This is a genomic window from Bacillus sp. NMCN1 (assembly GCF_002998085.1).
Classification (GTDB): Bacteria; Bacillota; Bacilli; order Bacillales; family Bacillaceae; genus Bacillus.
The window spans coordinates 469,228-491,804 of record NZ_PVQL01000001.1; the positions used below are offsets into that span (position 1 = coordinate 469,228).

Annotated in this window: 25 protein-coding genes; 14 read left to right on the plus strand and 11 right to left on the minus strand. The window is 41.0% G+C overall.

Annotated elements, in window-relative coordinates:
• The first annotated feature begins 21 nt into the window (after positions 1–21).
• Both C6W21_RS02530 and ade read left to right on the plus strand, forming a co-directional pair.
• Entirely contained in the window at positions 22–690 is a 669-nt protein-coding gene (locus C6W21_RS02530) for a potassium channel family protein (protein WP_008345123.1), read from the plus strand.
• Between the two features lie 263 nt (positions 691–953).
• Positions 954–2,684 carry an adenine deaminase gene (gene ade, locus C6W21_RS02535; protein WP_106049200.1) on the plus strand — a complete coding sequence of 577 codons (1,731 nt, stop codon included), beginning with the start codon at positions 954–956 and terminating at the stop codon, positions 2,682–2,684.
• 100 nt (positions 2,685–2,784) lie between these two features.
• Here the strand turns inward: ade and rnjA are convergent, their stop codons facing one another.
• Together rnjA and C6W21_RS02545 are read right to left on the minus strand one after the other, a co-directional pair.
• The gene (gene rnjA / locus C6W21_RS02540) at positions 2,785–4,452 is read right to left on the minus strand and encodes a ribonuclease J1 (protein WP_106049201.1); all 1,668 of its coding nucleotides are present in this window, start codon (positions 4,450–4,452) and stop codon (positions 2,785–2,787) included.
• Positions 4,453–4,457: 5 nt separating this feature from the next.
• A complete protein-coding gene (locus C6W21_RS02545; protein ID WP_003211882.1) occupies positions 4,458–4,667 on the minus strand; it encodes a DNA-dependent RNA polymerase subunit epsilon in 210 nt (69 codons plus the stop codon).
• A gap of 395 nt (positions 4,668–5,062) precedes the next feature.
• On the opposite strand from C6W21_RS02545, the gene C6W21_RS02550 reads away from it, so the two are divergent.
• Positions 5,063–5,842, plus strand: a complete 780-nt coding sequence (locus C6W21_RS02550; RefSeq protein WP_106049202.1) for a Cof-type HAD-IIB family hydrolase — start codon at positions 5,063–5,065, stop codon at positions 5,840–5,842.
• 35 nt (positions 5,843–5,877) lie between these two features.
• On the opposite strand, the gene def is transcribed toward C6W21_RS02550, so the two are convergent.
• Both def and C6W21_RS02560 read right to left on the minus strand, forming a co-directional pair.
• Complete coding sequence (def, locus tag C6W21_RS02555; protein ID WP_106049203.1) at positions 5,878–6,435, minus strand: peptide deformylase; 558 nt, start codon at positions 6,433–6,435, stop codon at positions 5,878–5,880.
• A 112-nt stretch (positions 6,436–6,547) separates the two neighbouring features.
• On the minus strand, positions 6,548–6,736 hold the full coding sequence (locus tag C6W21_RS02560; RefSeq protein WP_041816227.1) for a YjcZ family sporulation protein: 189 nt from the start codon (positions 6,734–6,736) through the stop codon (positions 6,548–6,550).
• A 233-nt stretch (positions 6,737–6,969) separates the two neighbouring features.
• Between C6W21_RS02560 and C6W21_RS02565 the strand changes: the two genes are divergently transcribed.
• The 5 genes from C6W21_RS02565 to lpdA all read left to right on the plus strand — a co-directional run bounded on the left by C6W21_RS02565 (position 6,970) and on the right by lpdA (position 13,010).
• On the plus strand, positions 6,970–7,638 hold the full coding sequence (locus C6W21_RS02565) for a YkyA family protein (protein ID WP_106055891.1): 669 nt from the start codon (positions 6,970–6,972) through the stop codon (positions 7,636–7,638).
• Between the two features lie 410 nt (positions 7,639–8,048).
• Positions 8,049–9,164: a pyruvate dehydrogenase (acetyl-transferring) E1 component subunit alpha gene (gene pdhA, locus C6W21_RS02570; protein WP_106055892.1), complete on the plus strand. Its 1,116-nt coding sequence runs from the start codon at positions 8,049–8,051 to the stop codon at positions 9,162–9,164.
• 3 nt (positions 9,165–9,167) lie between these two features.
• Positions 9,168–10,145 (plus strand): pyruvate dehydrogenase complex E1 component subunit beta, encoded by a 978-nt coding sequence (gene pdhB / locus C6W21_RS02575; RefSeq protein ID WP_012009824.1) that lies wholly within the window; start codon positions 9,168–9,170, stop codon positions 10,143–10,145.
• 107 nt (positions 10,146–10,252) lie between these two features.
• Complete coding sequence (locus C6W21_RS02580) at positions 10,253–11,593, plus strand: dihydrolipoamide acetyltransferase family protein (RefSeq protein WP_024426891.1); 1,341 nt, start codon at positions 10,253–10,255, stop codon at positions 11,591–11,593.
• Positions 11,594–11,597: 4 nt separating this feature from the next.
• The gene (gene lpdA / locus C6W21_RS02585) at positions 11,598–13,010 is read left to right on the plus strand and encodes a dihydrolipoyl dehydrogenase (RefSeq protein WP_106049206.1); all 1,413 of its coding nucleotides are present in this window, start codon (positions 11,598–11,600) and stop codon (positions 13,008–13,010) included.
• Positions 13,011–13,127: 117 nt separating this feature from the next.
• Here the strand turns inward: lpdA and C6W21_RS02590 are convergent, their stop codons facing one another.
• Positions 13,128–13,508 (minus strand): hypothetical protein, encoded by a 381-nt coding sequence (locus C6W21_RS02590; protein WP_223249548.1) that lies wholly within the window; start codon positions 13,506–13,508, stop codon positions 13,128–13,130.
• A 315-nt stretch (positions 13,509–13,823) separates the two neighbouring features.
• On the opposite strand from C6W21_RS02590, the gene C6W21_RS02600 reads away from it, so the two are divergent.
• Complete coding sequence (locus C6W21_RS02600) at positions 13,824–13,943, plus strand: GapA-binding peptide SR1P (RefSeq protein WP_003212464.1); 120 nt, start codon at positions 13,824–13,826, stop codon at positions 13,941–13,943.
• 43 nt (positions 13,944–13,986) lie between these two features.
• Here the strand turns inward: C6W21_RS02600 and C6W21_RS02605 are convergent, their stop codons facing one another.
• Positions 13,987–15,459 (minus strand): aminotransferase class I/II-fold pyridoxal phosphate-dependent enzyme, encoded by a 1,473-nt coding sequence (locus C6W21_RS02605; RefSeq protein WP_106056206.1) that lies wholly within the window; start codon positions 15,457–15,459, stop codon positions 13,987–13,989.
• 190 nt (positions 15,460–15,649) lie between these two features.
• On the opposite strand from C6W21_RS02605, the gene C6W21_RS02610 reads away from it, so the two are divergent.
• Positions 15,650–15,919: a UPF0223 family protein gene (locus C6W21_RS02610; protein ID WP_106055894.1), complete on the plus strand. Its 270-nt coding sequence runs from the start codon at positions 15,650–15,652 to the stop codon at positions 15,917–15,919.
• Positions 15,920–15,949: 30 nt separating this feature from the next.
• On the opposite strand, the gene C6W21_RS02615 is transcribed toward C6W21_RS02610, so the two are convergent.
• Complete coding sequence (locus C6W21_RS02615; RefSeq protein WP_095285103.1) at positions 15,950–16,585, minus strand: DUF1054 domain-containing protein; 636 nt, start codon at positions 16,583–16,585, stop codon at positions 15,950–15,952.
• A 288-nt stretch (positions 16,586–16,873) separates the two neighbouring features.
• On the opposite strand from C6W21_RS02615, the gene C6W21_RS02620 reads away from it, so the two are divergent.
• The gene (locus C6W21_RS02620) at positions 16,874–17,062 is read left to right on the plus strand and encodes a hypothetical protein (RefSeq protein WP_106049211.1); all 189 of its coding nucleotides are present in this window, start codon (positions 16,874–16,876) and stop codon (positions 17,060–17,062) included.
• Between the two features lie 133 nt (positions 17,063–17,195).
• Positions 17,196–18,002, plus strand: a complete 807-nt coding sequence (locus tag C6W21_RS02625; protein WP_106041781.1) for an inositol monophosphatase family protein — start codon at positions 17,196–17,198, stop codon at positions 18,000–18,002.
• 159 nt (positions 18,003–18,161) lie between these two features.
• Here C6W21_RS02625 and C6W21_RS02630 read toward each other — a convergent pair whose 3' ends face one another.
• On the minus strand, positions 18,162–18,797 hold the full coding sequence (locus tag C6W21_RS02630) for a hypothetical protein (protein WP_106049212.1): 636 nt from the start codon (positions 18,795–18,797) through the stop codon (positions 18,162–18,164).
• Positions 18,798–19,072: 275 nt separating this feature from the next.
• Positions 19,073–19,252, minus strand: a complete 180-nt coding sequence (locus tag C6W21_RS02635) for a DUF5325 family protein (protein WP_106049213.1) — start codon at positions 19,250–19,252, stop codon at positions 19,073–19,075.
• Between the two features lie 113 nt (positions 19,253–19,365).
• On the opposite strand from C6W21_RS02635, the gene typA reads away from it, so the two are divergent.
• Both typA and C6W21_RS02645 read left to right on the plus strand, forming a co-directional pair.
• A complete protein-coding gene (gene typA / locus C6W21_RS02640; protein ID WP_012009833.1) occupies positions 19,366–21,204 on the plus strand; it encodes a translational GTPase TypA in 1,839 nt (612 codons plus the stop codon).
• A gap of 96 nt (positions 21,205–21,300) precedes the next feature.
• Positions 21,301–21,582: a YlaH-like family protein gene (locus C6W21_RS02645; RefSeq protein ID WP_044334035.1), complete on the plus strand. Its 282-nt coding sequence runs from the start codon at positions 21,301–21,303 to the stop codon at positions 21,580–21,582.
• 31 nt (positions 21,583–21,613) lie between these two features.
• Here the strand turns inward: C6W21_RS02645 and C6W21_RS02650 are convergent, their stop codons facing one another.
• Together C6W21_RS02650 and C6W21_RS02655 are read right to left on the minus strand one after the other, a co-directional pair.
• Positions 21,614–21,844: a YlaI family protein gene (locus C6W21_RS02650; RefSeq protein ID WP_012009835.1), complete on the minus strand. Its 231-nt coding sequence runs from the start codon at positions 21,842–21,844 to the stop codon at positions 21,614–21,616.
• A gap of 101 nt (positions 21,845–21,945) precedes the next feature.
• On the minus strand, positions 21,946–22,563 hold the full coding sequence (locus tag C6W21_RS02655; RefSeq protein WP_106049214.1) for a YhcN/YlaJ family sporulation lipoprotein: 618 nt from the start codon (positions 22,561–22,563) through the stop codon (positions 21,946–21,948).
• Positions 22,564–22,577: the final 14 nt, after the last annotated feature.

Below are 22,577 nucleotides of genomic sequence, written 5' to 3' on the forward strand. Positions count from 1 at the left end.
TGAGATAAAAGGAGTCTGAACATGAAAAAGGAATATGCAGTCATTGGTCTTGGACGCTTTGGCGGAAGTATTTGCAAGGCGCTGAGCGAAGAAGGACTTGAAGTCATGGCCATGGATATGAATGAAGATCGAGTAAACGAGTACGCAAAAATTGCCTCACATGCGGTCATTGGTGATTCGACGGATGAATCCGTTTTAAAAAATCTCGGTATTCGCAATTTTGATCATGTCATCGTTGCAATTGGCGAAAACATTCAGGCAAGTATTTTAACAACGATTATGCTGAAAGAGCTTGGCGTCAAAATGGTCACAGTGAAAGCGCAAAATGACTACCATGAAAAGGTGCTCAACAAAATTGGAGCGGATCGCATCGTTCATCCAGAGCGAGATATGGGCAGACGGATTGCACATAAAATCATTTCAAATAACGTGCTCGATTATCTCGAGCTGTCAGATGAGTACAGCTTGATTGAGATTGTTGCAAACAGCAGGCTTGCGGGGCATTCTCTTTTAGATCTTGATATTCGAGCAAGATACGGCATCAACATTGTCGCGATTAAGCGCGGAAAAGAAGTCATCGTTTCCCCGCTGGCAGATGAAATGATTCAAAAAGAAGATATCCTCATTGTCATTGGGGCAGTAGCTGATATAGGACGCTTTGAAAAACGAGAAATGCAGAACGATTATTAAACACTCCGAAGACGGGGTGTTTTTTATATGAATGTGTACATGACAGGTGGACATAAAAACGGAAATCGACACTGAAATGGATTACTTTGTTCATCTATAACCTCAAAAATGAGTCATCATATTTTTCGTGTAATTATCACTATTCAGAAATATAAAAATCAGTCTTTTGATATGGTTGATTTTCTCTAAATGTCATTGACTGGGCAAACAGATTCGTTTACGATAAGAAACATTATATTGTTTACTTGGAGGAGGCAGTGTCGTTGGATAAGGAGCTTTTCAGACATCAAATTGAGGTAGCAGCAAAGAGAAAAAAAGCAGCCCTCGTGATTAAACATGCAAAAGTCATGGATGTGTTTAACCAGGAATGGATAGACGCTGATGTCGCTGTTGAAAATGGACAAATAGTCGGGATAGGAGAGTACGAGGGAGAACAGGAGCTGGATGCAGCAGGACAAATGCTTGTGCCTGGTTTTATTGATGGCCACGTTCATATCGAGTCTTCTATGGTTACCCCTGCTGAATTCTCCAAAGCTGTCGTTCCGCGCGGTGTGACAACTGTCGTAACAGACCCGCATGAAATCGCCAATGTGTCAGGTATAACAGGCATCCGTTTTATGCTGGAAGAAGCGAGAAAAGCTGCCTTACATATTTATTTCATGCTGCCATCCTGTGTACCGGCAGTCAGTTTTGAACGATCAGGTGCTACATTAAAAGCGAAAGATTTAAAGCCCCTTTATCAAGAGAAGGAAGTGCTTGGTCTTGCTGAGGTGATGGACTATGTCGGTGTGGAGCAGGCAGAAGAAGATATGCTTCAAAAGCTGCTTGATGCTCAACACGAGAATAAATTGATTGATGGCCATCTAGCAGGCTTAACAGACCGATTAATAAACGTCTACCGGACGGTCAATGTCCAAACAGACCATGAGGTGACAACAGCACAGGAAGCCCTTGAACGTGTAAAACGGGGTATGTATGTCATGCTGAGAGAAGGATCTGTTGCCAAGAATGTGAAAAACGTTTTACCCGCTGTGAATGAGAAGAATGCGAGACGTTTTTTCTTTTGTACAGATGATAAACATTTAGATGATTTAATGGCGCAGGGAAGTATTGATGAGCAAGTACGGATGTCCATAAAAGAAGGCTTAGATCCATTTTTAGCCTATCAAATGGGGAGCTTAAATGCCGCAGAGTGTTTTGGCCTTAAAACAAAGGGAGCCATTGCACCAGGCTTTGATGCTGATTTTATGCTCGTCTCAGACCTTCATCATGTAGACATCTCAAGCGTATTTATTGCGGGAGAATTGGTTGCGCAGGACGGAGAGTACAAGCCGAGTGTCGAAAAGATCGCACCGAGCCCAGCATTATTACAATCTGTTCATGCAGTAGACGTTCAAGAGCAAGATATTGCGCTGCCTATCACGGACGATCAAAAAATGAATGTCATCCGTATTATTCCAAATCAGCTTGAAACAAAATTAGAAAAAGTCTCTCCTTCAGAAACGAACGGACAATTCACTAGTGATACTGACAGAGATGTATTAAAAATGGTGCTTGTCGAACGCCATCAAGGTTTATCTGAAATGGGGATAGGGATTGTCAGCGGCTTCGGCATCAAACAGGGCGCAATTGCAACCACAGTTGCACATGATTCACATAACTTAATTGCGGTTGGCACAAATGATGCCGATATCATCAAAGCGATTGAGGCGTTAAAAGAAGCAGGCGGCGGTTTGACCGTTGTCAAAGAAGGGCGGTCTCTTCATACGCTGCCATTACCGATCTCTGGTTTATTATCAGATCAGCCGGCAAATTTCGTCAATGAAAGCCTTCATGCACTTCATGAAGCGCTAAAAGAAACTGGTTTTTCCTTAGACTTTAATCCGTTTTTGACGTTGTCCTTCTTGGCACTTCCAGTCATTCCTGATGTGAAAATGACGACAAAGGGCTTGTTTGATGTTAGAAGCTTTCAGCACCTTCCTATTCAATCATAAAAGCATGAGATACCGCATGTATACCTTGTATATGTGCGGTTTTTTTCATGATCGACGAAAAAAAGAGACACAGCCAATCGGCTCGTGTCTCTTTTTGTTATTACACTTCCATAATAATCGGTAAGATCATTGGGCGGCGTCTTGTTTTTTCATAAAGGAAAGGTGCAAGAGTGTCAGTGATTTCGTTCTTGATTTCTGACCACTGAGTGGTCTTGCGTTCCATGACTTTTTCAAGATGCTTTGAAATCAAATCTTGTGCGTCGTTGATGAGGTCTCCAGATTCTCTCATGTAGACAAAGCCTCTTGAGATGAGATCAGGACCAGCAGAGATTTTGAATTCTTTCATGTCCATGCTGACGACCACAATGACAAGACCTTCTTCTGAAAGAATACGGCGGTCTCTTAAGACGATATTTCCGATGTCGCCAATTCCGCTTCCGTCGATATACACGTTACCTGATGGAATTTTGCCAGCGACACTTGCTTCGTCACCTTTTAGTGCAAGAACTTCACCGTTATCCATGATAAAGCAGTTTTCCTCAGGAATTCCGCAATCATTCGCAAGTTTAATATGCGTTTTTTGCATGCGGTATTCACCGTGAATCGGCATAAAGAATTTTGGTTTTATTAAACGGAGCATCAGCTTTTGTTCTTCTTGTCCGCCGTGACCAGATGTATGAATATTATTGAGTGAGCCATGAATGACCTCAGCGCCAGCACGATAAAGCTGGTTAATGGTGCGGCTTACGCTAATATTGTTACCCGGAATCGGTGAAGATGAGAAGACAACAGTGTCTCCAGGATTAATCGAAATCTGGCGGTGAGTGCCGTTTGCAATACGTGAAAGAGCAGCCATCGGTTCACCTTGGCTCCCAGTACAAAGAATGGTCACTTTGTTTGCTGGTAGACGGTTGATTTCATTATGTTCAATAAACGTGTTTTTCGGACATTTAATGTAGCCAAGATCTTGTCCAATATCAATGGCAGACTCCATACTGCGTCCAAATACAGCAACTTTTCGGCCATTTGCAACAGCAGACTCGATGACTTGCTGAAGTCTGTGAATGTTTGAAGCAAACGTAGCAAAGATGATACGTCCGTCGACTTTTCTAAAGATGTCATCAATGCTTTCGCCTACGCGTCTTTCAGACATCGTAAAATCTGGAATTTCACTGTTTGTACTATCGGATAAAAGACATAGAACGCCTTCTTTCCCGATTTCAGCCATTTTTGTTAAGTTGGCAGGCTCGCCAACAGGCGTAAAGTCAAACTTGAAATCACCTGTATGTACGATGTTACCAGGAGGTGTCTTCACGACAATTCCATAAGAATCTGGAATACTGTGTGTTGTTCTAAAGAAAGACACAGCTGTTTTTCTAAATTTAATGGTATCTTCTTCTTCAAAAATGTGAAGTTTTGTTTGTCTCAAGAGACCGTGCTCTTCCAATTTATTACGAAGTAGGCCGATTGCGAGTTTGCCGCCGTAAACTGGAATATTCACTTGCTTGAGAAGGTAAGGGATACCGCCGATGTGGTCTTCATGTCCGTGAGTGATGAAAAGACCTTTGATTTTATCTTCGTTTTTAACTAAGTACGTATAGTCAGGGATGACGTAGTCAATTCCAAGAAGCTCATCTTCAGGAAACTTAATACCAGCATCAATTAAAATGATTTCATCTTGAAATTGAACGCCATACGTGTTTTTACCGATCTCGCCTAAACCGCCGAGCGCAAAAACTGCCGCCTGATCGTTTTTAACAAATTTCATTCCTCTCATAGCTCCAATACTTTAAAATTTTCACTTTCTCGTTCATAGTCTAAAAAAGCACCGTCTACAGGCTGAATGAATTCAATGTTGTAGCTATGTTTTTTCAACTTATCGCGTACGTCTCTTTCAGAAACTGCTTCAACGTATAGTGAATCTGTGTGTTCTCTTACAGGTACCTCAGTAGTACTTGCCTGAAAAAATACCTTATATATCATCCAAATCTCTCCTTAAATACCGTATGTTACACTCGCTAATTCTATTATATTAAAAAAACGCGCATAAGAAAAGTCTCTGAGAAAAAAGGACCTTCGGCAAATGTGCGGAAGATCCTTTTAAGCGATCGATTTTTTACGAAGCATGTCCTTCCATTGTCTTCTAATTTTCTTGCGTAGACGACGAAGCATCACAGGTCGCCTCCTTTCGTTTTGAAGTCAGATTAGACCATGTATTCCGTTCTCTCTTTATACTTGTATTATATGACGTTTCCATTGAATGTTACATGGTTATATGTGGGAAATGGGCGTTTTAATAGGAAGTGGTTTCGAAAGCGGAAATCTTTCTGTATGATGAAAAGGAGTGGGTATACATAACAAGAGACAGGAGACGGGATATGAATAAAAAAGTCATCTTCTTTGATATCGACGGTACTTTATATGATCATGATAAAAAAATACCTGAATCAACGAAGCGAGCGGTTCGTTTATTAAAAGAAAAAGGCCATCACCTCTTTATTGCATCTGGGCGTTCGCCTTTTTTGATTCAACCTATTTTAGAGGAATTAGGGCTTGATTCCTTTATTGCTTATAACGGTCAGTATGTCATGTATGAGGGAGAGGTCATTTACGGCAATCCGCTGAAACTTGAGCTGATGGAGCAAATTTATGAAACGGCAGATCGTCATGATCATCCGCTTGTTTTCATGGGGGAAAAAACGATGAAGGCTTCTGTGCCAAATCATCCGTTTATCCATGAGGGGATTGGTACTTTAAAAACAGAGCATCCTGAGCATGATTTGTCTTTCTTTAAAGAAAACGAGATTTTTCAAATGCTGCTATTCTGTAAGGCAGAAGAGGAAGTCCAATACGAGGCGTTCCGCGAAGAAATTGATCTTGTCAGATGGCACGAGCTGTCAACAGATGTCCTGCCAAAAGGCGGATCGAAGGCTGAAGGCATCAAACGAGTCATCGAAAGGCTGCCTTACGATCAAAAGGATACCGTTGCCTTTGGAGACGGTCTGAACGATCGAGAGATGGTCTCGTTTGCTGGAACAGGCGTTGCCATGGGAAATGCTGTGAATGAATTAAAAGATTTGGCTGATTTTGTGACAAAGCCAGTAGATGAAGACGGCATATTCTATGCAGTGACTCATCTAGGCCTGATTGAAGAATAAAAAGAAGACCCTTAAGCTCATGGGTCTTCTTTTTTTTATGATCTGCCGATCGCAACAGAGTTGTCTGGCTCAGCGAATGGCTGATCCTTTTGAATATGATCATAAAACATAATACCGTTTAAATGGTCGATTTCATGCTGAAAAACAATGGCAGGGAACCCTTTTAGGCGAATATCAATGTCTTCTCCTTCAAGCGTTGTGGCCTTCACCCTGATCTTTTGATATCGAGGGACAAATCCAGGAATGGCTTCATCAACAGATAAGCAGCCTTCACCAGTAGCTAAATAAGCTCTTTTGACCGAATGACTGACAATGCGCGGGTTGAAAAGGGCATAGCTGTATTCCTCTCCATCGTCATCCTCACAGTGAACAGCGATCATACGCTTACTGACATTAATTTGCGGAGCTGCTAATCCAACGCCGGGTCTGAGTCCATACTTTTCAGCCATGTCAGCATCCTGACTATTTTTGACGAATTCAATCATGTCAGCTAATTGTTGTTTTTCCTCTTCTGTCGGCGGGAGCTCGACCGCTTCAGCTGTTTGTCTTAAGACGGGATGTCCGTCCCGTACGATATCTTCCATGGTAATCACAAATCTTCACTCCTATTTCCTTTGTATGTAAAGTATATAAAATGATACACAACATATGCAATGAAATAAAGAAGACCGGTCCTATGAGACCGGTCAGAGGCTTAAACAGCCATTAGCAGCAGCCGCCACCGCCGCCTAAGAATGCTGCGCCAACGATGATTAACAGGATGAAAAGGACAACGATTAAAGCGAATGTCCGTCCTCCGCCATATCCGTAGCCACCGCCATAACTTGGGTAACAACAGCCACCGCCATATCCACCACCGTATCCATACCCGTAACCGCCGTATCCACCATACATACTTCCATGACTATAATTAGACATACTTTTGACCTCCTTTGGAAATACACTCGGCCTCTCATAAGTGAAGGCGAAGCGTGTAATATAAACTATGTATGAATGCACTATTTGTATAGTCATGCGCCTATCACTTGAAAAAAATCTTCTTCGGCTCATCAGAATGACCTCTTTCCTTGTCACAAACGCCTATAAAAATTATAGTGGTATGTGGAGATGTAAAGGGGGAACTTGTGATGAGACAGATAAGAAGAAGCATGAAAGCAGGTGCTGCTTTAGCGGGAATATGTACCCTTTTGCTGGCGGGATGCGGAGGTCAACGTCCATTTCATGACATGCAAGATGCGATGACGAAAATGAGCGAAAAAGAGGCATTCTTTGAAAAAGAGCAAAGTACACTGCAAAGCTATGAGAAAAAAGAGCAGCAGCTCTATAAAAAAATGATTCAAAAGACAAAAGATCACACAAAAACAGTGTCAAGCCTTTCAGATCAGGCGTTAGCATCTGCAGCGAAACGAGAAGAACATTTGAAAACAGAAAAAGACAGCATGGATGAATCGGAAAAAGAATTAAAAACGGTCAAGGAATCTGCCGGACGTATACAAGATACAGATTTAAAAGAAAAAGCAGATGAAACGGTCAAATCGCTTGAGAAAAGATATGCGTCGTATGACCAGCTTTACAAGGAATATCAAAAGGCGCTGAAACAAGATCAGCATTTGTATCAATCTTTGAAGAAGAAGGACTTAGGATATAAAGAGCTGAAATCCAAGCTGAAGACGGTGAACCGTTCTTATAGCAAAGTCAGAAAAGAAGGTAAAAAGTTCAATCAATATACAAAGCAATTGAATGAGCATAAACAGGCTTTGTCTAAAGCGGCAGATCAACAGTCCCAAAAGAGCTGAAAAAACAGCTCTTTTTTTATTTTTCGACAAAAACAAACATTTTCTATTGTAGTACAGTAGTACAATCTATACTAGTACAGTTCAAGGTGTTTGTTAAACAGATTGATACAGCTCACCATAAAAAGTAAAGCGAATACATTTATTTAAATAAAGCCGTTAAATCAATTGACGGACTATTTTTCTTGTTGTAAACTAGTCCTTGTTAACAGAAGTTGTATTAGTTTTTTGTGAACTATCGTTAATACAGTTAGAAGAACTCAAAAACGAGCGATCATCTAATGTTTCGACAACGATCCTAGTGGCTATTAAATACAGGAGTCATATGTGTATTTTGGGTTATCCTATATCTGTATGTATAAATGGATTCACGACAAATTGACTGTTAAAAGAAAGGAAGAGGTGACTTTAGAATGGCTGCAAAAACAAAAAAAGCAATTGTTGATAGCAAAAAGCAATTTGATGCCATCAAAAAGCAGTTTGAAACGTTTCAAATTTTAAACGAAAAAGGCGAAGTCGTAAACGAAGCGGCAATGCCGGATCTCTCAGATGACCAATTAAAAGAATTAATGCGCCGTATGGTGTTTACACGTGTATTAGATCAACGTTCAATTTCATTGAACCGTCAAGGACGTCTTGGCTTCTATGCGCCAACAGCTGGACAAGAGGCTTCTCAGCTTGCAACTCACTTTGCACTTGAGAAAGAAGATTTCATTCTTCCAGGATATCGTGATGTACCACAATTAATCTGGCATGGCCTTCCATTAACAAAAGCGTTCTTATTCTCTCGTGGACACTTTGTTGGTAACCAAATGCCTGAAGATGTGAATGCACTTTCACCACAAATCATTATCGGTGCACAAATCATTCAAGCTGCTGGTGTAGCTCTTGGTTTGAAAAAGCGCGGTAAAAAAGCTGTTGCAATCACTTACACTGGTGATGGCGGAGCTTCACAAGGTGATTTCTACGAAGGTATTAACTTTGCAGGGGCTTACAAAGCGCCAGCGATTTTTGTTGTCCAAAACAACAGATATGCGATCTCTACTCCTGTTGAGAAGCAGTCTGCTGCGCAAACAATTGCACAAAAAGCAGCTGCAGCTGGTATCGTAGGCGTACAAGTTGACGGTATGGATGCATTAGCTGTATATGCAGCAACAGCTGAAGCACGTGAGCGTGCTGTAAATGGCGAAGGTCCAACATTAATCGAAACTCTTACATTCCGTTACGGCCCACACACAATGGCTGGTGACGATCCAACTAGATATCGTACAAAAGAAGATGAAAACGAGTGGGAGCAAAAAGATCCATTGGTACGCTACCGCAGATTCTTGGAAAACAAAGGCCTATGGTCTGAAGAAGAAGAGAATAAAGTCATCGAAGATGCAAAAGAACAAATCAAACAAGCGATCAAAGAAGCTGACGAACAGCCTAAGCAAAAAGTCACTGACTTGATTGAAAACATGTACGATGTGAAACCATTCAACTTAGTTGAACAGCTTGAAATTTACAAACAGAAGGAGTCGAAGTAAGCCATGGCGCAAATGACAATGATTCAAGCGATCACTGATGCGTTACGCACAGAACTGAAAAATGACGAAAACGTTCTCGTTTTCGGAGAAGACGTTGGTAAAAACGGCGGCGTATTCCGTGCGACTGAAGGATTGCAAAAAGAGTTTGGTGAGGATCGTGTATTCGATACTCCACTTGCTGAATCTGGTATTGGCGGTCTTGCTATTGGCCTTGGACTACAAGAATTCCGCCCAGTAATGGAAATTCAATTCTTCGGATTCGTTTACGAAGTATTAGATTCTGTTTCTGGACAAATGGCTCGTATGCGTTACCGTTCTGGCGGACGCTGGCATTCTCCAGTGACAATCCGTTCTCCATTCGGTGGAGGAGTTCACACACCTGAGCTTCACGCTGACAGCTTAGAAGGTCTTATCGCACAACAGCCTGGTATCAAGGTTGTCATTCCTTCAACACCTTACGATGCAAAAGGACTATTAATTTCTGCAATCCGCGACAACGATCCGGTTGTGTTCCTTGAGCATATGAAACTTTATCGCTCTTTCCGTCAGGAAGTTCCTGAAGAAGAGTACACAATTGAAATCGGTAAAGCTGACGTGAAACGTGAAGGTTCTGACCTTTCAATCATCACTTACGGTGCAATGGTTCACGAATCACTTAAAGCTGCTGAAGAACTTGAAAAAGAAGGCGTTTCTGCTGAAGTTATCGACCTTCGTACAGTAAGCCCGCTTGATATTGAAACAATCATCGCTTCTGTTGAAAAAACAGGTCGTGCGATCGTTGTTCAAGAAGCACAAAAACAAGCTGGTATTGCTGCAAACGTAGTAGCTGAAATCAATGACAGAGCAATCCTTAGCCTAGAAGCACCAGTACTTCGTGTAGCTGCACCTGATACTGTATTTGCTTTCTCTCAAGCTGAGAGCGTATGGCTTCCAAACCATAAAGACGTGCTTGAAACAGCTAAGAAAGTTCTTGAATTTTAATTAAATGACAGAGGGGAAAAGAATTTATTTCTCTTCCCCTTTATCAATTACATGACCGTGTAAATATACACAACAAGGATTCAACAAAATCTAGGAGGCGAAAAACAGTGGCATTTGAATTTAAACTTCCGGACATCGGAGAAGGTATCCACGAAGGTGAGATCGTTAAGTGGTTTGTAAAACCAAACGACGAAATCAATGAAGATGACGTTTTAGCAGAGGTACAAAACGATAAAGCAGTTGTAGAAATTCCTTCACCTGTTAAAGGAAAAGTATTAGAATTAAAAGTTGAAGAGGGAACAGTTGCAACAGTAGGACAAACAATCATTACGTTTGATGCACCTGGTTACGAAAATCTTCAATTTAAAGGCAGCGAAGAAGAAGGCGAAGCAAAAACTGAAGCTCAAGTACAAGGTACTGCTGAAGCTGGTAACGAGCCAGAGAAGAAAGAAGTAGCACAAGAAGAAGCGGCAGCAGCAACTGGTGCAGGCGCACAAGAGCAAGTAGATGCTGATCCAAACAAACGCGTCATCGCTATGCCATCTGTACGTAAATATGCTCGCGAAAAAGGCGTTGAAATTTACAAAGTTGCAGGTTCTGGTAAAAACGGACGTGTGTTAAAAGAAGATATCGACAGCTTCGTTAATGGTGGTTCTGCAGCTCAAGAAGCAGCACCTCAAGCAGCTGAAAGTGCAAAAGAAGAAGCAGCTCCAAAAGCGGCAGCAGCTCCAGTTCTTGAAGGAGAATTCCCAGAAACTCGCGAGAAAATGAGCGGAATCCGCAAAGCGATCGCGAAAGCAATGGTGAACTCTAAGCATACAGCTCCTCACGTAACATTAATGGACGAAGTTGATGTAACGAACCTTGTTGCACATCGTAAACAATTCAAACAAGTTGCAGCTGATCAAGGAATCAAGTTAACTTACTTGCCTTACGTTGTAAAAGCTCTAACTTCTGCTTTGAAAAAGTACCCAGTACTTAACACTTCTATCGATGATAAAACAGATGAAGTTGTTCAAAAGCATTACTACAACATCGGAATTGCAGCTGACACTGAAAAAGGCTTGCTCGTACCAGTTGTGAAAAATGCTGATCGCAAAGCAATTTTCGAAGTGTCTAACGAAATCAATGAGCTTGCAACAAAAGCACGTGATGGTAAATTGGCTCCAGCTGAAATGAAAGGTGCATCTTGCACAATCACAAACATCGGTTCTGCTGGTGGACAATGGTTTACTCCAGTCATCAACCACCCAGAAGTAGCGATCCTTGGTATTGGCCGTATCGCTGAAAAAGCGGTTGTTCGTGATGGCGAAATCGTTGCAGCTCCAGTCTTAGCTCTTTCCCTAAGCTTTGACCACCGTATGATCGACGGAGCTACTGCGCAAAATGCCCTTAACCACATCAAGCGTTTATTGAATGATCCACAATTAATTTTAATGGAGGCGTAATGTCATGGTAGTAGGAGATTTCCCAATCGAAACAGATACTCTTGTCATCGGTGCAGGTCCTGGTGGATATGTAGCTGCTATTCGTGCAGCACAGCTCGGACAAAAAGTAACAATCGTTGAAAAAGGAACACTTGGTGGTGTATGTCTAAACGTTGGCTGTATTCCTTCAAAAGCATTAATCAATGCTGGCCATCGTTTCGAAAATGCTAAGCATTCTGAAGACATGGGTATCAAAGCTGAAAACGTAACAGTTGATTTCACAAAAGTTCAAGAGTGGAAAGCTTCTGTTGTGGGCAAATTAACAGGTGGAGTTCAAGGTCTTCTTAAAGGAAATAAAGTAGACATCGTTAAAGGTGAAGCTTATTTTGTAGACAGCAACTCTGTACGTGTAATGGATGAAAATTCAGCACAGACTTACACTTTCAAAAATGCAATTCTTGCAACTGGATCTCGTCCAATTGAATTGCCTACTTTTAAATACACAGACCGCGTGATCAACTCAACTGGTGCTTTAGCGCTTAAAGAAGTACCTAAGAAGTTAGTTGTCATCGGTGGTGGATATATCGGTACTGAGCTTGGTACTGCTTATGCAAACTTTGGAACAGAAGTTGTCATCCTTGAAGGTGGGGACGAAATCCTTCCAGGTTTCGAAAAGCAAATGAGCTCATTGGTTAAACGTAACCTGAAGAAAAAAGGAAACGTTGAAATCCATACAAACGCTCTTGCAAAAGGCGTTGAAGAAAAATCTGATGGTGTCACTGTTACTTTCGAAGTAAAAGGTGAAGAAAAAACTGTTGATGCTGATTACGTACTTGTTACAGTTGGTCGTCGTCCAAACACGGATGAGCTTGGTCTTGAGCAAGTTGGTGTTGAATTGACTGACCGCGGAGTTGTCAAAACAGACAAACAATGCCGTACAAGCGTATCTAACATCTATGCAATTGGTGACATCGTTGATGGACCACCACTTGCACACAAAGCTTCTTATGAAGGTAAAATTGCAGCTGAAGCAATCGCTGGAGAGCCAGCTGAAATTGATTACCTTGGCATTCCTGCTGTTGTATTCTCTGAGCCAGAACTTGCAACTGTTGGATACACTGAAGCAGAAGCAAAAGAAGAAGGAATCGAAATCGTTGCAGCTAAATTCCCATTCGCAGCGAACGGACGTGCACTTTCTCTTGATGCAACTGATGGCTTCATGAAAATGATCACTCGTAAAGAGGATGGTCTTGTTATCGGTGCACAAATCGCAGGTGTTGGCGCTTCTGATATGATTTCAGAGCTTAGCCTTGCAATCGAAGCTGGAGTGACTGCTGAAGATATCGCAATGACAATTCACGCTCACCCAACTTTAGGTGAAATTACAATGGAAACGGCTGAAGTAGCAATTGGAAGCCCAATCCATATCGTAAAATAATGAACCGATCAAAACCCTCTCCATCAAGGAGAGGGTTTTTTTGAGCGCTGCATTAGAAAAACCCCTCATGAGATGAGGGGCTTTTTCATATGGATATATAAGTGCAAGGTTAGGCTATTAATTTGTATTCACGCGGTCTAAAGCGTGGTATAAGGGCGATAAAATATCCTCTTTGCTGCTGACATTTCCTTCAACCTTCACAATGACTTTTTCATTATTTACAAGTAAAATAGCCGGCAATTCGTCTACTTCATTTTTCCAGCCTTTACGATCTTCTTTCACAATCATCTTTGACATTTCCTTCGGGTATTCATTCTTTAAATCGAGGACTGCATCATAATAAGGGCTTTCTTTATCAAGATTTTCTGCATCTGTAAAAAAGAGAATTCTTGGTTTTTGAATATGACTGACTTGGTCGGTCTGATTCGGTATGATATACGCAAATGAGCATGAACTAAGTACAAAGAGCATGGGGAATATAATGAGAAGTGTCCTCATAAAATTCAATCTATTCACCTCAAAATCCTTTGGGGTTGTCCCAACATTTTTAGGAGCTGGTTCCCTGTTAGTCACTCTAGTGTATCATGTCCTTTTTGACAATTTTCGATTGTTACTCAATTGTTACAGAATTGATATGAAGCAAAATACAATTGAAACGTTGCCACAATATGATGAGAAAAAAGCACATATTCGTAAAAATAATTAAATGTGTCATACAATTAACCGTTGACAACTTAAATGTGACATCATATTATAGAGGTATGAAATAGATTAAACGCTTTCAAATTATGAATGAAGAAAAGGGGAATGTACGTGGGTACAATTATTTGTCAAGATTGCAATGAGACCATTGATCAATTTGAAAATGAAAAAGTGACAACACTATACGGAACGTGTGGTCACTGTCATTGCTGTGATGAAGCCTCTGAATAAATAAAAAAGCATGCAGCTCCATTTGGGGCTGCATGTTTCTTTTTTATAAAATTGGTTTTTGTTCTTTAATCACGCGGATCATTTCAAGCGTTGAATCTTCTGGTCCTTGGACAGGGAGACCAATTTCAATGTTTTTAAAGATATATGAGATATTTTCTTCTGTGATAATTTCTCCTGGTATAAAGATAGGAATGCCTGGCGGGTACACCATGACAAACTCTGCGATGATGCGGCCGGCTGCTTCTTTAAATGGAACCACTTCTGTTGTGGCGTAAAAGGCATCACGCGGCGTCATGGCTAGCGATGGAATCTCAGGCAGCAGGACTTCCGTTACCGCTTGTGTGCCGCACTCACTTGTAGAGGTTGCGGCAATTTCCTTCATAGCCGTTATAAGCGTATCAATCGTCTCATCAGAATCACCAGGGGTCACAATACATAAAATGTTGTAAAGGTCCGAGAGCTCCACTTCAATCCGGTAGCTTTCTCTCAGCCATTTTTCGACATCATGACCATTAAGCCCAAGGTCTTTAATTGAGATAATTAATTTCGTTGGGTCATAATCGTACGTAGAAGTTGAACCGAGTATTTCCTTGCCAATACACGTAATGCCATCAATTTGGTTCAAACGGTTTCTCGCTGATTCAGCCAAACGGATGGCTTCATCTGCAAGTGCCTTTCCTTCAGTGGCTAATCGTTTACGAGCGACATCAAGTGACGCTAAGAGCAAATAAGAAGTAGACGTTGTCGTCAGCATGCTCAAAATCGATTGCACGCGATCTTTTGAGACAAGCCCTTCCTTCATATTTAAAATAGAGCTCTGGGTAAGGGAACCGCCGAGCTTATGGACACTTGTTGCTGCCATATCGGCACCTGCCTGCATGGCAGATAGTGGAAGCTCATCGTGAAAATGAATATGCACGCCGTGTGCTTCATCGACTAGGACAGGCACATGAAATGAATGGGCAATGTCTACAATCGATTTTAAGTCTGCGGAAACGCCAAAATATGTCGGATTAATCACAAGCAAACCTTTTGCATCTGGGTGCTCCGTGAGCGCCTTTTTCGCTGATTCTGGTGTAATGCCGTGCGAGATGCCAAGCTTCTTGTCTATTTCTGGATGAATAAAAACAGGAACTGCGCCAGAAAATACAATAGCGGACATAATTGATTTATGGACGTTGCGCGGAATGATGATTTTATCTCCAGGCCCGCATACGGACATCACCATTGTCATGATGGCGCCGCTTGTTCCTTGAATGGAGAAAAATGTATGGTCAGCACCGAATGCTTCAGCAGCGAGCTCCTGTGCTTCTTTTATCATCCCTCGAGGTGAATGTAAATCATCGAGAGGTTCTATATTAATGAGATCAATGCTTAATGCATTGTCGCCAATGAATGCTCTAAATTCAGGGTCCATTCCGGCTCCTTTTTTATGGCCTGGAATGTGAAATTGGACTGGATTGGTTGCAGCATGCTTTTTTAGTCCAGTGTATAAGGGTGTATCATGTTGTGACAATTGCTTTCCCACCTTCATCGAAATACCTGCTATTATTGTGCCAATAACAGCAGATTTCATTGCATAAAACAAAAGAATTATATTATGAACTGATCGGAATGTAAAGCATAAAATCAATCGGTTTCTGATCGAACAGATGCTATAATAAAAGTTCAAATAAGAAATGAGTGTTAAAGTGAGGGACAAGTAAATGGAATATCAATATCCAATGGATGTCGACTGGACGACAGAGGAAAAAATTGCCGTTATTTCGTTTTTTCAAGCTGTTGAAAAAGCCTATGAAAAAGGAATTGCGAAGCAGGAGTTATTAGATACTTATAAACGATTTAAAGAGGTTGTGCCATCAAAAGCAGAGGAAAAGACGCATTGTGCAGCGTTTGAAAAGGAAAGCGGGTATTCTCCTTATCGTACAGTGAAAACGGCAAGAGAGGCAGAAGAGACAGCCATTATACGTATGTAAGAAAAAACGAGCCTGCATGGGCTCGTTTTTTTATACAGATTCTTTTTGTGTAAAGCGGTATAGATAAGTCAACGTGCGGAAGGCATCTTCAATTTTTGATAAGAATTCTTCATTATTCATTTGAACGACTTCTTCTCTAGGCAGCTGAATGCCGCAAAGGAGCTCGGCTTTTTTCACCGTTTGGACACGTTCAAACAGCGTTTTTAGCTGTTCTGCATCAAGCTCGCTGTGACGCATGACATCTGGTTTCATATGGTCTTTAGACCAAACAAAATCTTGCGGTATTTTCTTCTGAATGGTGTCTAGTTCTTTTTCGAATAGCTGACCATACTCGCCTTTCACAGGAGATTCATAAATAAGAGCAAACCATACAAAGACATGAGTTTTCCAAAGCCCAATTTGAAAATGAGGGAGTTTTTTATACCCGCGCTTGCTGTTTGCAAAAGCAACCCACGTATCATTTGGCGGATTGACTGATCTTCTAGCATGCTTTGCGACGTGTACAAACATTTCGTCTCCTGTAATAGAAGAAAGAAGTGGTGCAAAGTGTTCACCAAGTGCCTCAAGCTTTGGACGGACTCTTTCTTTTAATACGGTCATTCGTTCATCTAAACCGTCAACTGTAAATGTCTCAAAATCTTCATCTCTAAAACGCATTTCACTCATATTATGCCTCCTGTATTCTTTCGCTGATCATATTTTATCATAGCTTGGGTTAAGCTCAAAAAAAGATGCACCAACAGATCAAAGATTGTAGAGGAAATAGGGGAGCGTTTAAAAACAACGATTTTGTGGTACATAACAAATAGGTAAAGACACAATTTTCAGAATGTCGTTGCGGTTATGCGATCGCTTCATACGATATAAGCAAGAACCAATTCTCTTATCGATTGAATTTTTTATCAATGAAAACTGACAAGGATTGAATCATTCTCTGGAAGGGGCGTTGACCAAATGAAGCAAATCGTGAAGCAGGGGTATAGACATGAGAAGAAGAATCGCATCGCTGTGTGGAGATTAGAGGTGGATTATGAGCTTTCTACGCTTCATGAAGCCATCGAGCAAAAAGATGACATCCAAATCGAACGCAGCAAACGAAAGCTTGAGCGCCTAAGAAAAGAATGGGAGCAGCTTAAAGGGTAAAACAAGGTGAGGTAAAAACGAACCAATTCATCGGTTCGTTTTTGTATGAAGCTGCTTTTTTCTTGCTTTTACGTACATAATATCAGTATGCTAAAACAAATAGGTATTACATAGAAAAGAGGTTTACAGTCTGATGACAAACTGGGTGGAAATTGACCGTCTTGCAAAGCTTTGGGTAAAAGAAGCAGGAAGCCGTATTAAAGCGTCCATGCAGGAAGGTCTATCAATTGAAACAAAATCAAATCCAAATGATCTTGTCACAAATATCGATAAAGAAACAGAACGTTTTTTCATTGAAAAGATACAATCGACATTTTCAGATCATCACATTTTAGGAGAAGAGGGACAAGGGGAAGAGGTGACCTCACTGGATGGGATCGTGTGGATCATTGATCCAATCGATGGCACAATGAACTTTGTCCATCAAAAACGCAACTTTGCCATTTCAATCGGGATATTTGAAAATGGCATAGGGAAAATCGGTCTCATTTATGACGTCATTCATGACGAGCTTTACCATGCGGTCAAAGGGGAAGGGGCCTATATGAATGATACCCTGCTTCCGCCATTAAAAGATGTAGCGATTGAAAAAGCCATTGTCGGCATTAACCCGACCTGGGCGATCGAAAGCCCTTATTTTGATGCTAAACCGTTTGCCCGTCTCGTGCGTGATGTGAGAGGGACTAGAACGATTGGATCAGCTGCCCTTGAGCTCGCTTATATCGCCAGCGGCAGAAGTGACGCATACGTCACGTTAAGGCTTGCGCCGTGGGATTATGCAGCAGGGTGTGTGATTCTAGATGAAGTAGGGGCTGTCTACTCAAATATACACGGAGAACGCCTAACGTTTCTAGAGAAAAACAGTATCGTCGCCGGAAATCGATCCGTTTGTGAAAAGATTTTACACGATTACATAAAAGGCAGTGGAAATAAAAAATAAACCAAATCACTTCATGAGAATGAAGTGATTTTTTGTGTTTAATGAAACTTTTTGGTAACAAATGACTAGTTGTCGATATGAACTAGCCACATGATCATTCTTTATTGGCTGAAATAAAAAAACCCCCATCTGGGCGAACCAGGCGGGGGTTTTTCGAGCTTAGTTTAATTTTTCTTTTGCAAGTTGAACTGCATCATAGAAAGTTTTTAATTGCTCTTGAGGAATTTTCTTAAGCAATTGGTTGAAAACAAGTAATTCAGTTGAGCTGAATCCAAGTCCTTTTGCGATTTTTGAATCAATCACAACGTTTCCTTTTTTGTCTAGAACAAGTGCATCACCAGCAAGATCAGCAAGTCTGATCACTGATTTGAAAAGCTTTTCGAATTTAGCCGCTTCTTCTTTTGTAAGACCAAGTTCAACAGCTTTTGCTGCATCAAAAACCAATTTCCCTTTTTCGTTTTTAGTGATGCTTTCACTGAAAACGATTGTCAGAACAGCTGCGCGATCTAAGAATTTCTCAGCAGTCGCCGCTTCTTCTTCAGTTAGTCCGAGCTCAACAGCTTTTTTCACATCAAATGTGTAGCTGTTGTCTTCTTCAACAAATGAATTGATGAGAATGTTGATGACGCGCTCGTTTTTCTCCAATAATTCTTTAATGATTTGCTGCTGCTCGAAAGGAATCCCTTTGAAAGTTGCAGCGCTTGCTTGCCCAGGAGCTACTGTTGTGAAAGTAAGAATGATAGCTAAAGCGAAAAATACAACAGAGCTGAGCGATTTGCTCAAAAACTTCTTCATGCTTCTTTTCTCTCCCTTTTCTGTTAAATTTTGTTGCAAGAACAGCATACCATGAGAAATTTTGTGGAAGAATAGGAAAATTGTAACTTTCTGTTTGGTTTTGGAGAACTATAAACGTTATTGTCTAAAAATGAAGAGGTTCAGATTGCTTACTTTTACCAATTCTATATGATATGTTCTGTCTCAATACTCGAGCTTTCATAGGAGATTGGTCTTGTTTTTATTCAAAATAAAAAGCCTTCTACATGTAGAATGTAAAAGGCTTTTGAGAAATTTTATGATTGCACGTTTAATTTTCTTTTTAATGTAAATCCTGTACCCATGAAAATCATGGCGAATACAATACTAAGACAAATACCCAGTACGTTTTTTTCTGCAAGAGATACCCCAATAAACGCCATACTGACAACCGCAAGTAATGCACATAATAATAGAAGCCATTTGATTTGTTTCATTTGTCTCCATCCCTTTTTTTAGAGTTAATATAAGTTTACAGAAAAACGATCGGCATTTAAAGGGGATTGTGATATAATATGAAAGTTATCTAATTATTTTAGGAGATGAAAATGTGAAACTTCGAAAAGATCTTCGCAACATCGCAATTATTGCCCACGTTGACCATGGTAAAACGACGCTTGTTGACCAATTGCTCCATCAAGCTGGTACTTTCCGTGCGAATGAAAATATCGCTGAGAGAGCCATGGATTCAAATGATTTAGAGCGAGAGCGCGGTATTACGATTTTAGCTAAAAATACTGCGATCCATTATAAAGATACACGCATTAATATTTTAGATACACCAGGACACGCCGATTTCGGTGGTGAAGTTGAGCGTATCATGAAAATGGTAGATGGTGTTCTTCTCGTTGTGGATGCTTATGAAGGCTGTATGCCTCAAACACGCTTTGTGCTGAAAAAAGCACTTGAGCAAAACTTAACACCAATCGTTGTTGTCAACAAAATTGACCGCGACTTTGCTCGTCCGGCTGAAGTAGTCGATGAAGTAATTGACTTGTTCATTGAATTGGATGCAACAGAAGAACAGCTTGAATTCCCAGTTGTCTATGCATCAGCAATCAATGGTACAGCAAGTAACGATGCGAGCAAGCAAGATGAAAACATGGAATCTTTGTTTGAAGCCATTGTGAACCATATCCCTTGCCCAGTTGATAACCATGAAGAGCCGCTTCAATTCCAAGTGGCACTACTTGATTACAATGATTATGTTGGAAGAATCGGGATCGGCCGTGTATTCAGAGGAACAATGCAAGTAGGACAGCAAGTGGCCTTAATGAAAGTTGACGGCAGTGTGAAACAATTCCGTGTGACAAAGATTTTTGGTTTCCAAGGGTTAAAGCGAGTGGAAATCAACGAAGCAAAAGCAGGAGATCTTGTTGCTGTATCTGGGATGGAAGACATCAACGTAGGTGAAACGGTTTGTCCGGTTGAACACCAAGAGGCTTTGCCAATCCTTCGTATTGATGAGCCGACACTTCAAATGACGTTTGTTGTTAACAACAGCCCATTTGCAGGCCGTGAAGGAAAATACGTAACATCACGTAAAATTGAAGAGCGCTTAGAGCAGCAGCTTCAAACAGACGTCAGTCTTCGTGTTGATCCAACTGATTCACCGGATGCTTGGGTTGTATCTGGACGCGGAGAGCTTCACTTATCCATTCTGATTGAGAATATGAGACGTGAAGGATTTGAATTACAAGTATCGAAGCCAGAAGTTATTGTAAAAGAAGTTGATGGTGTTCGATGTGAGCCTGTTGAACGCGTTCAAATTGATGTACCAGAAGAGCACACTGGCTCTATCATGGAATCAATGGGCGCAAGAAAAGGTGAAATGATTGACATGATCAATAATGGTAATGGTCAAGTTCGCCTGATCTTTACAGTGCCATCACGTGGTTTAATCGGATATACAACTGAATTTCTTTCATTAACTCGTGGTTTTGGTATTTTAAACCATACGTTTGACAGCTACCAGCCAATGCAGTCTGGTCAAGTTGGCGGACGCCGTCAAGGTGTACTTGTTTCAATGGAAACAGGTAAAGCGACTGCTTACGGAATCCAAGGCGTTGAAGAGCGCGGTGTGATCTTCGTTGAGCCGGGTGTTGAAGTATACCAAGGAATGATTGTTGGTGAGCATAACCGTGAGAACGATCTTGTTGTCAACGTAAGCCGTATGAAACAACAAACAAACGTGCGTTCAGCGACGAAAGATCAAACGGTGAGCATGAAAAAACCACGTATCATGTCACTTGAGGAATCTCTTGAGTACTTGAATGAGGACGAATACTGTGAGGTTACACCCGAATCGATTCGTTTAAGAAAGAAAATTTTAGATAAAAACGAACGTGAGAAAGCAGCGAAGAAGAAAAAGCTAGCAGGATTATCGTAATTCCATGAAGAATTAAAAAGATAGAACCCTGAAAGATAAGGGGAGGGAATCTTTTTGAATGAACAGGAAGTAAGTGAAAATCTATCCTTTTTCGCGATGCTGTTTCGTGTCGATGAAAATCCGCAAACAGGGATGTGGCTCCTATATGGCACCATCCTTGTTTTAGCGATTATTGTTTTTAAGCTCGGCTTTGCTAGACGTTTACCGATTTTAAAAGCACTAGTGATTTACTTGTTTTTGATTTTTGGCTGCACGTTTCTCACATTTCTAGGAATCTTCCTGCCAGTAGCGGAAGGTCTAGTCGTGGCAGCTGCCATTTTAATTATTTATAAAATAAGGCTGCATCGTGCGAAAAAAGAAGGAACAGTGAATACGTAAAAAAAAGACCTGAACATGTGTCAGGTCTTTTTTATGTCTTTTGTTCTTTTTTTCCTTTTTTCTTCTTTTTCTCTTTCGTCGCAGGATCTTGATAAAGAGAGAATCTGCCAGTTTTGATGCGTGCTTCTGTCTTTACTTTAATGCGTTCCTGACAGTCATCGCACATATATGTATGAATCGGTCGATTTCTTAACCGCTTAGCAACGAGTGTATCATCATCAATGGTTTCAAGCTTCTCACATAATGAGCACTTCACTCTCATCATTTTCACCTCACTTATTGCATTTATTATAGCATGTTTTCCAGCTACTTAAAATCAGCGTAGAAAAAGGCTTATATCATAGGAGATATAAGCCGTTCTCTTTATTTCTTCTGATTCATATGATGGTTTGATTGATCATTTTGATGTTTGTCTAACTGCTTTTGATCGTTTTGTTTGAGCTGATCATTTGGCTCATTCGTCGGGTCTTTTTCTTGACGATCGATTTCATTTCTCGGCATCTCTGGCATCACGCGGCCGACAATCGCAGCTAGTTCATCCATAATACCACTTACAGGACGGCCAGCTTGTATTTCTTTGCCCATTTCTTTTAACCGGCTGACTGTATCCGGATCAGCGACTACAACAGCATTCGCACCTTCTGGGTCATTTTTCAGCGCTTTTGCAACTGAATACTTAATGGTTTCTACTTTGCTTCTATCTAAATCATCTTTTACATCAATACCAACAACAGCATAGCGGCCGATGACGATCGCCGTTGCATCATTGACATCTGCTACGTTCTCTGTCACTTTGACAAGATGCTGCGCAACATCTGTGGATGACCGGGCTTGATTGGTCTTTTTCTTAGTTGAGTCTGACACCCGTACTACGTGCTGGCGTCCATCTTGCTTGTCCAGTGCTTCTGGCTTTTCCTGCTGCTGGCAAGCGCCCAACAGAATGATGGCTTGCATCATGAATAATGTCATAAATAGTCGCATCTATATTCCCTCCT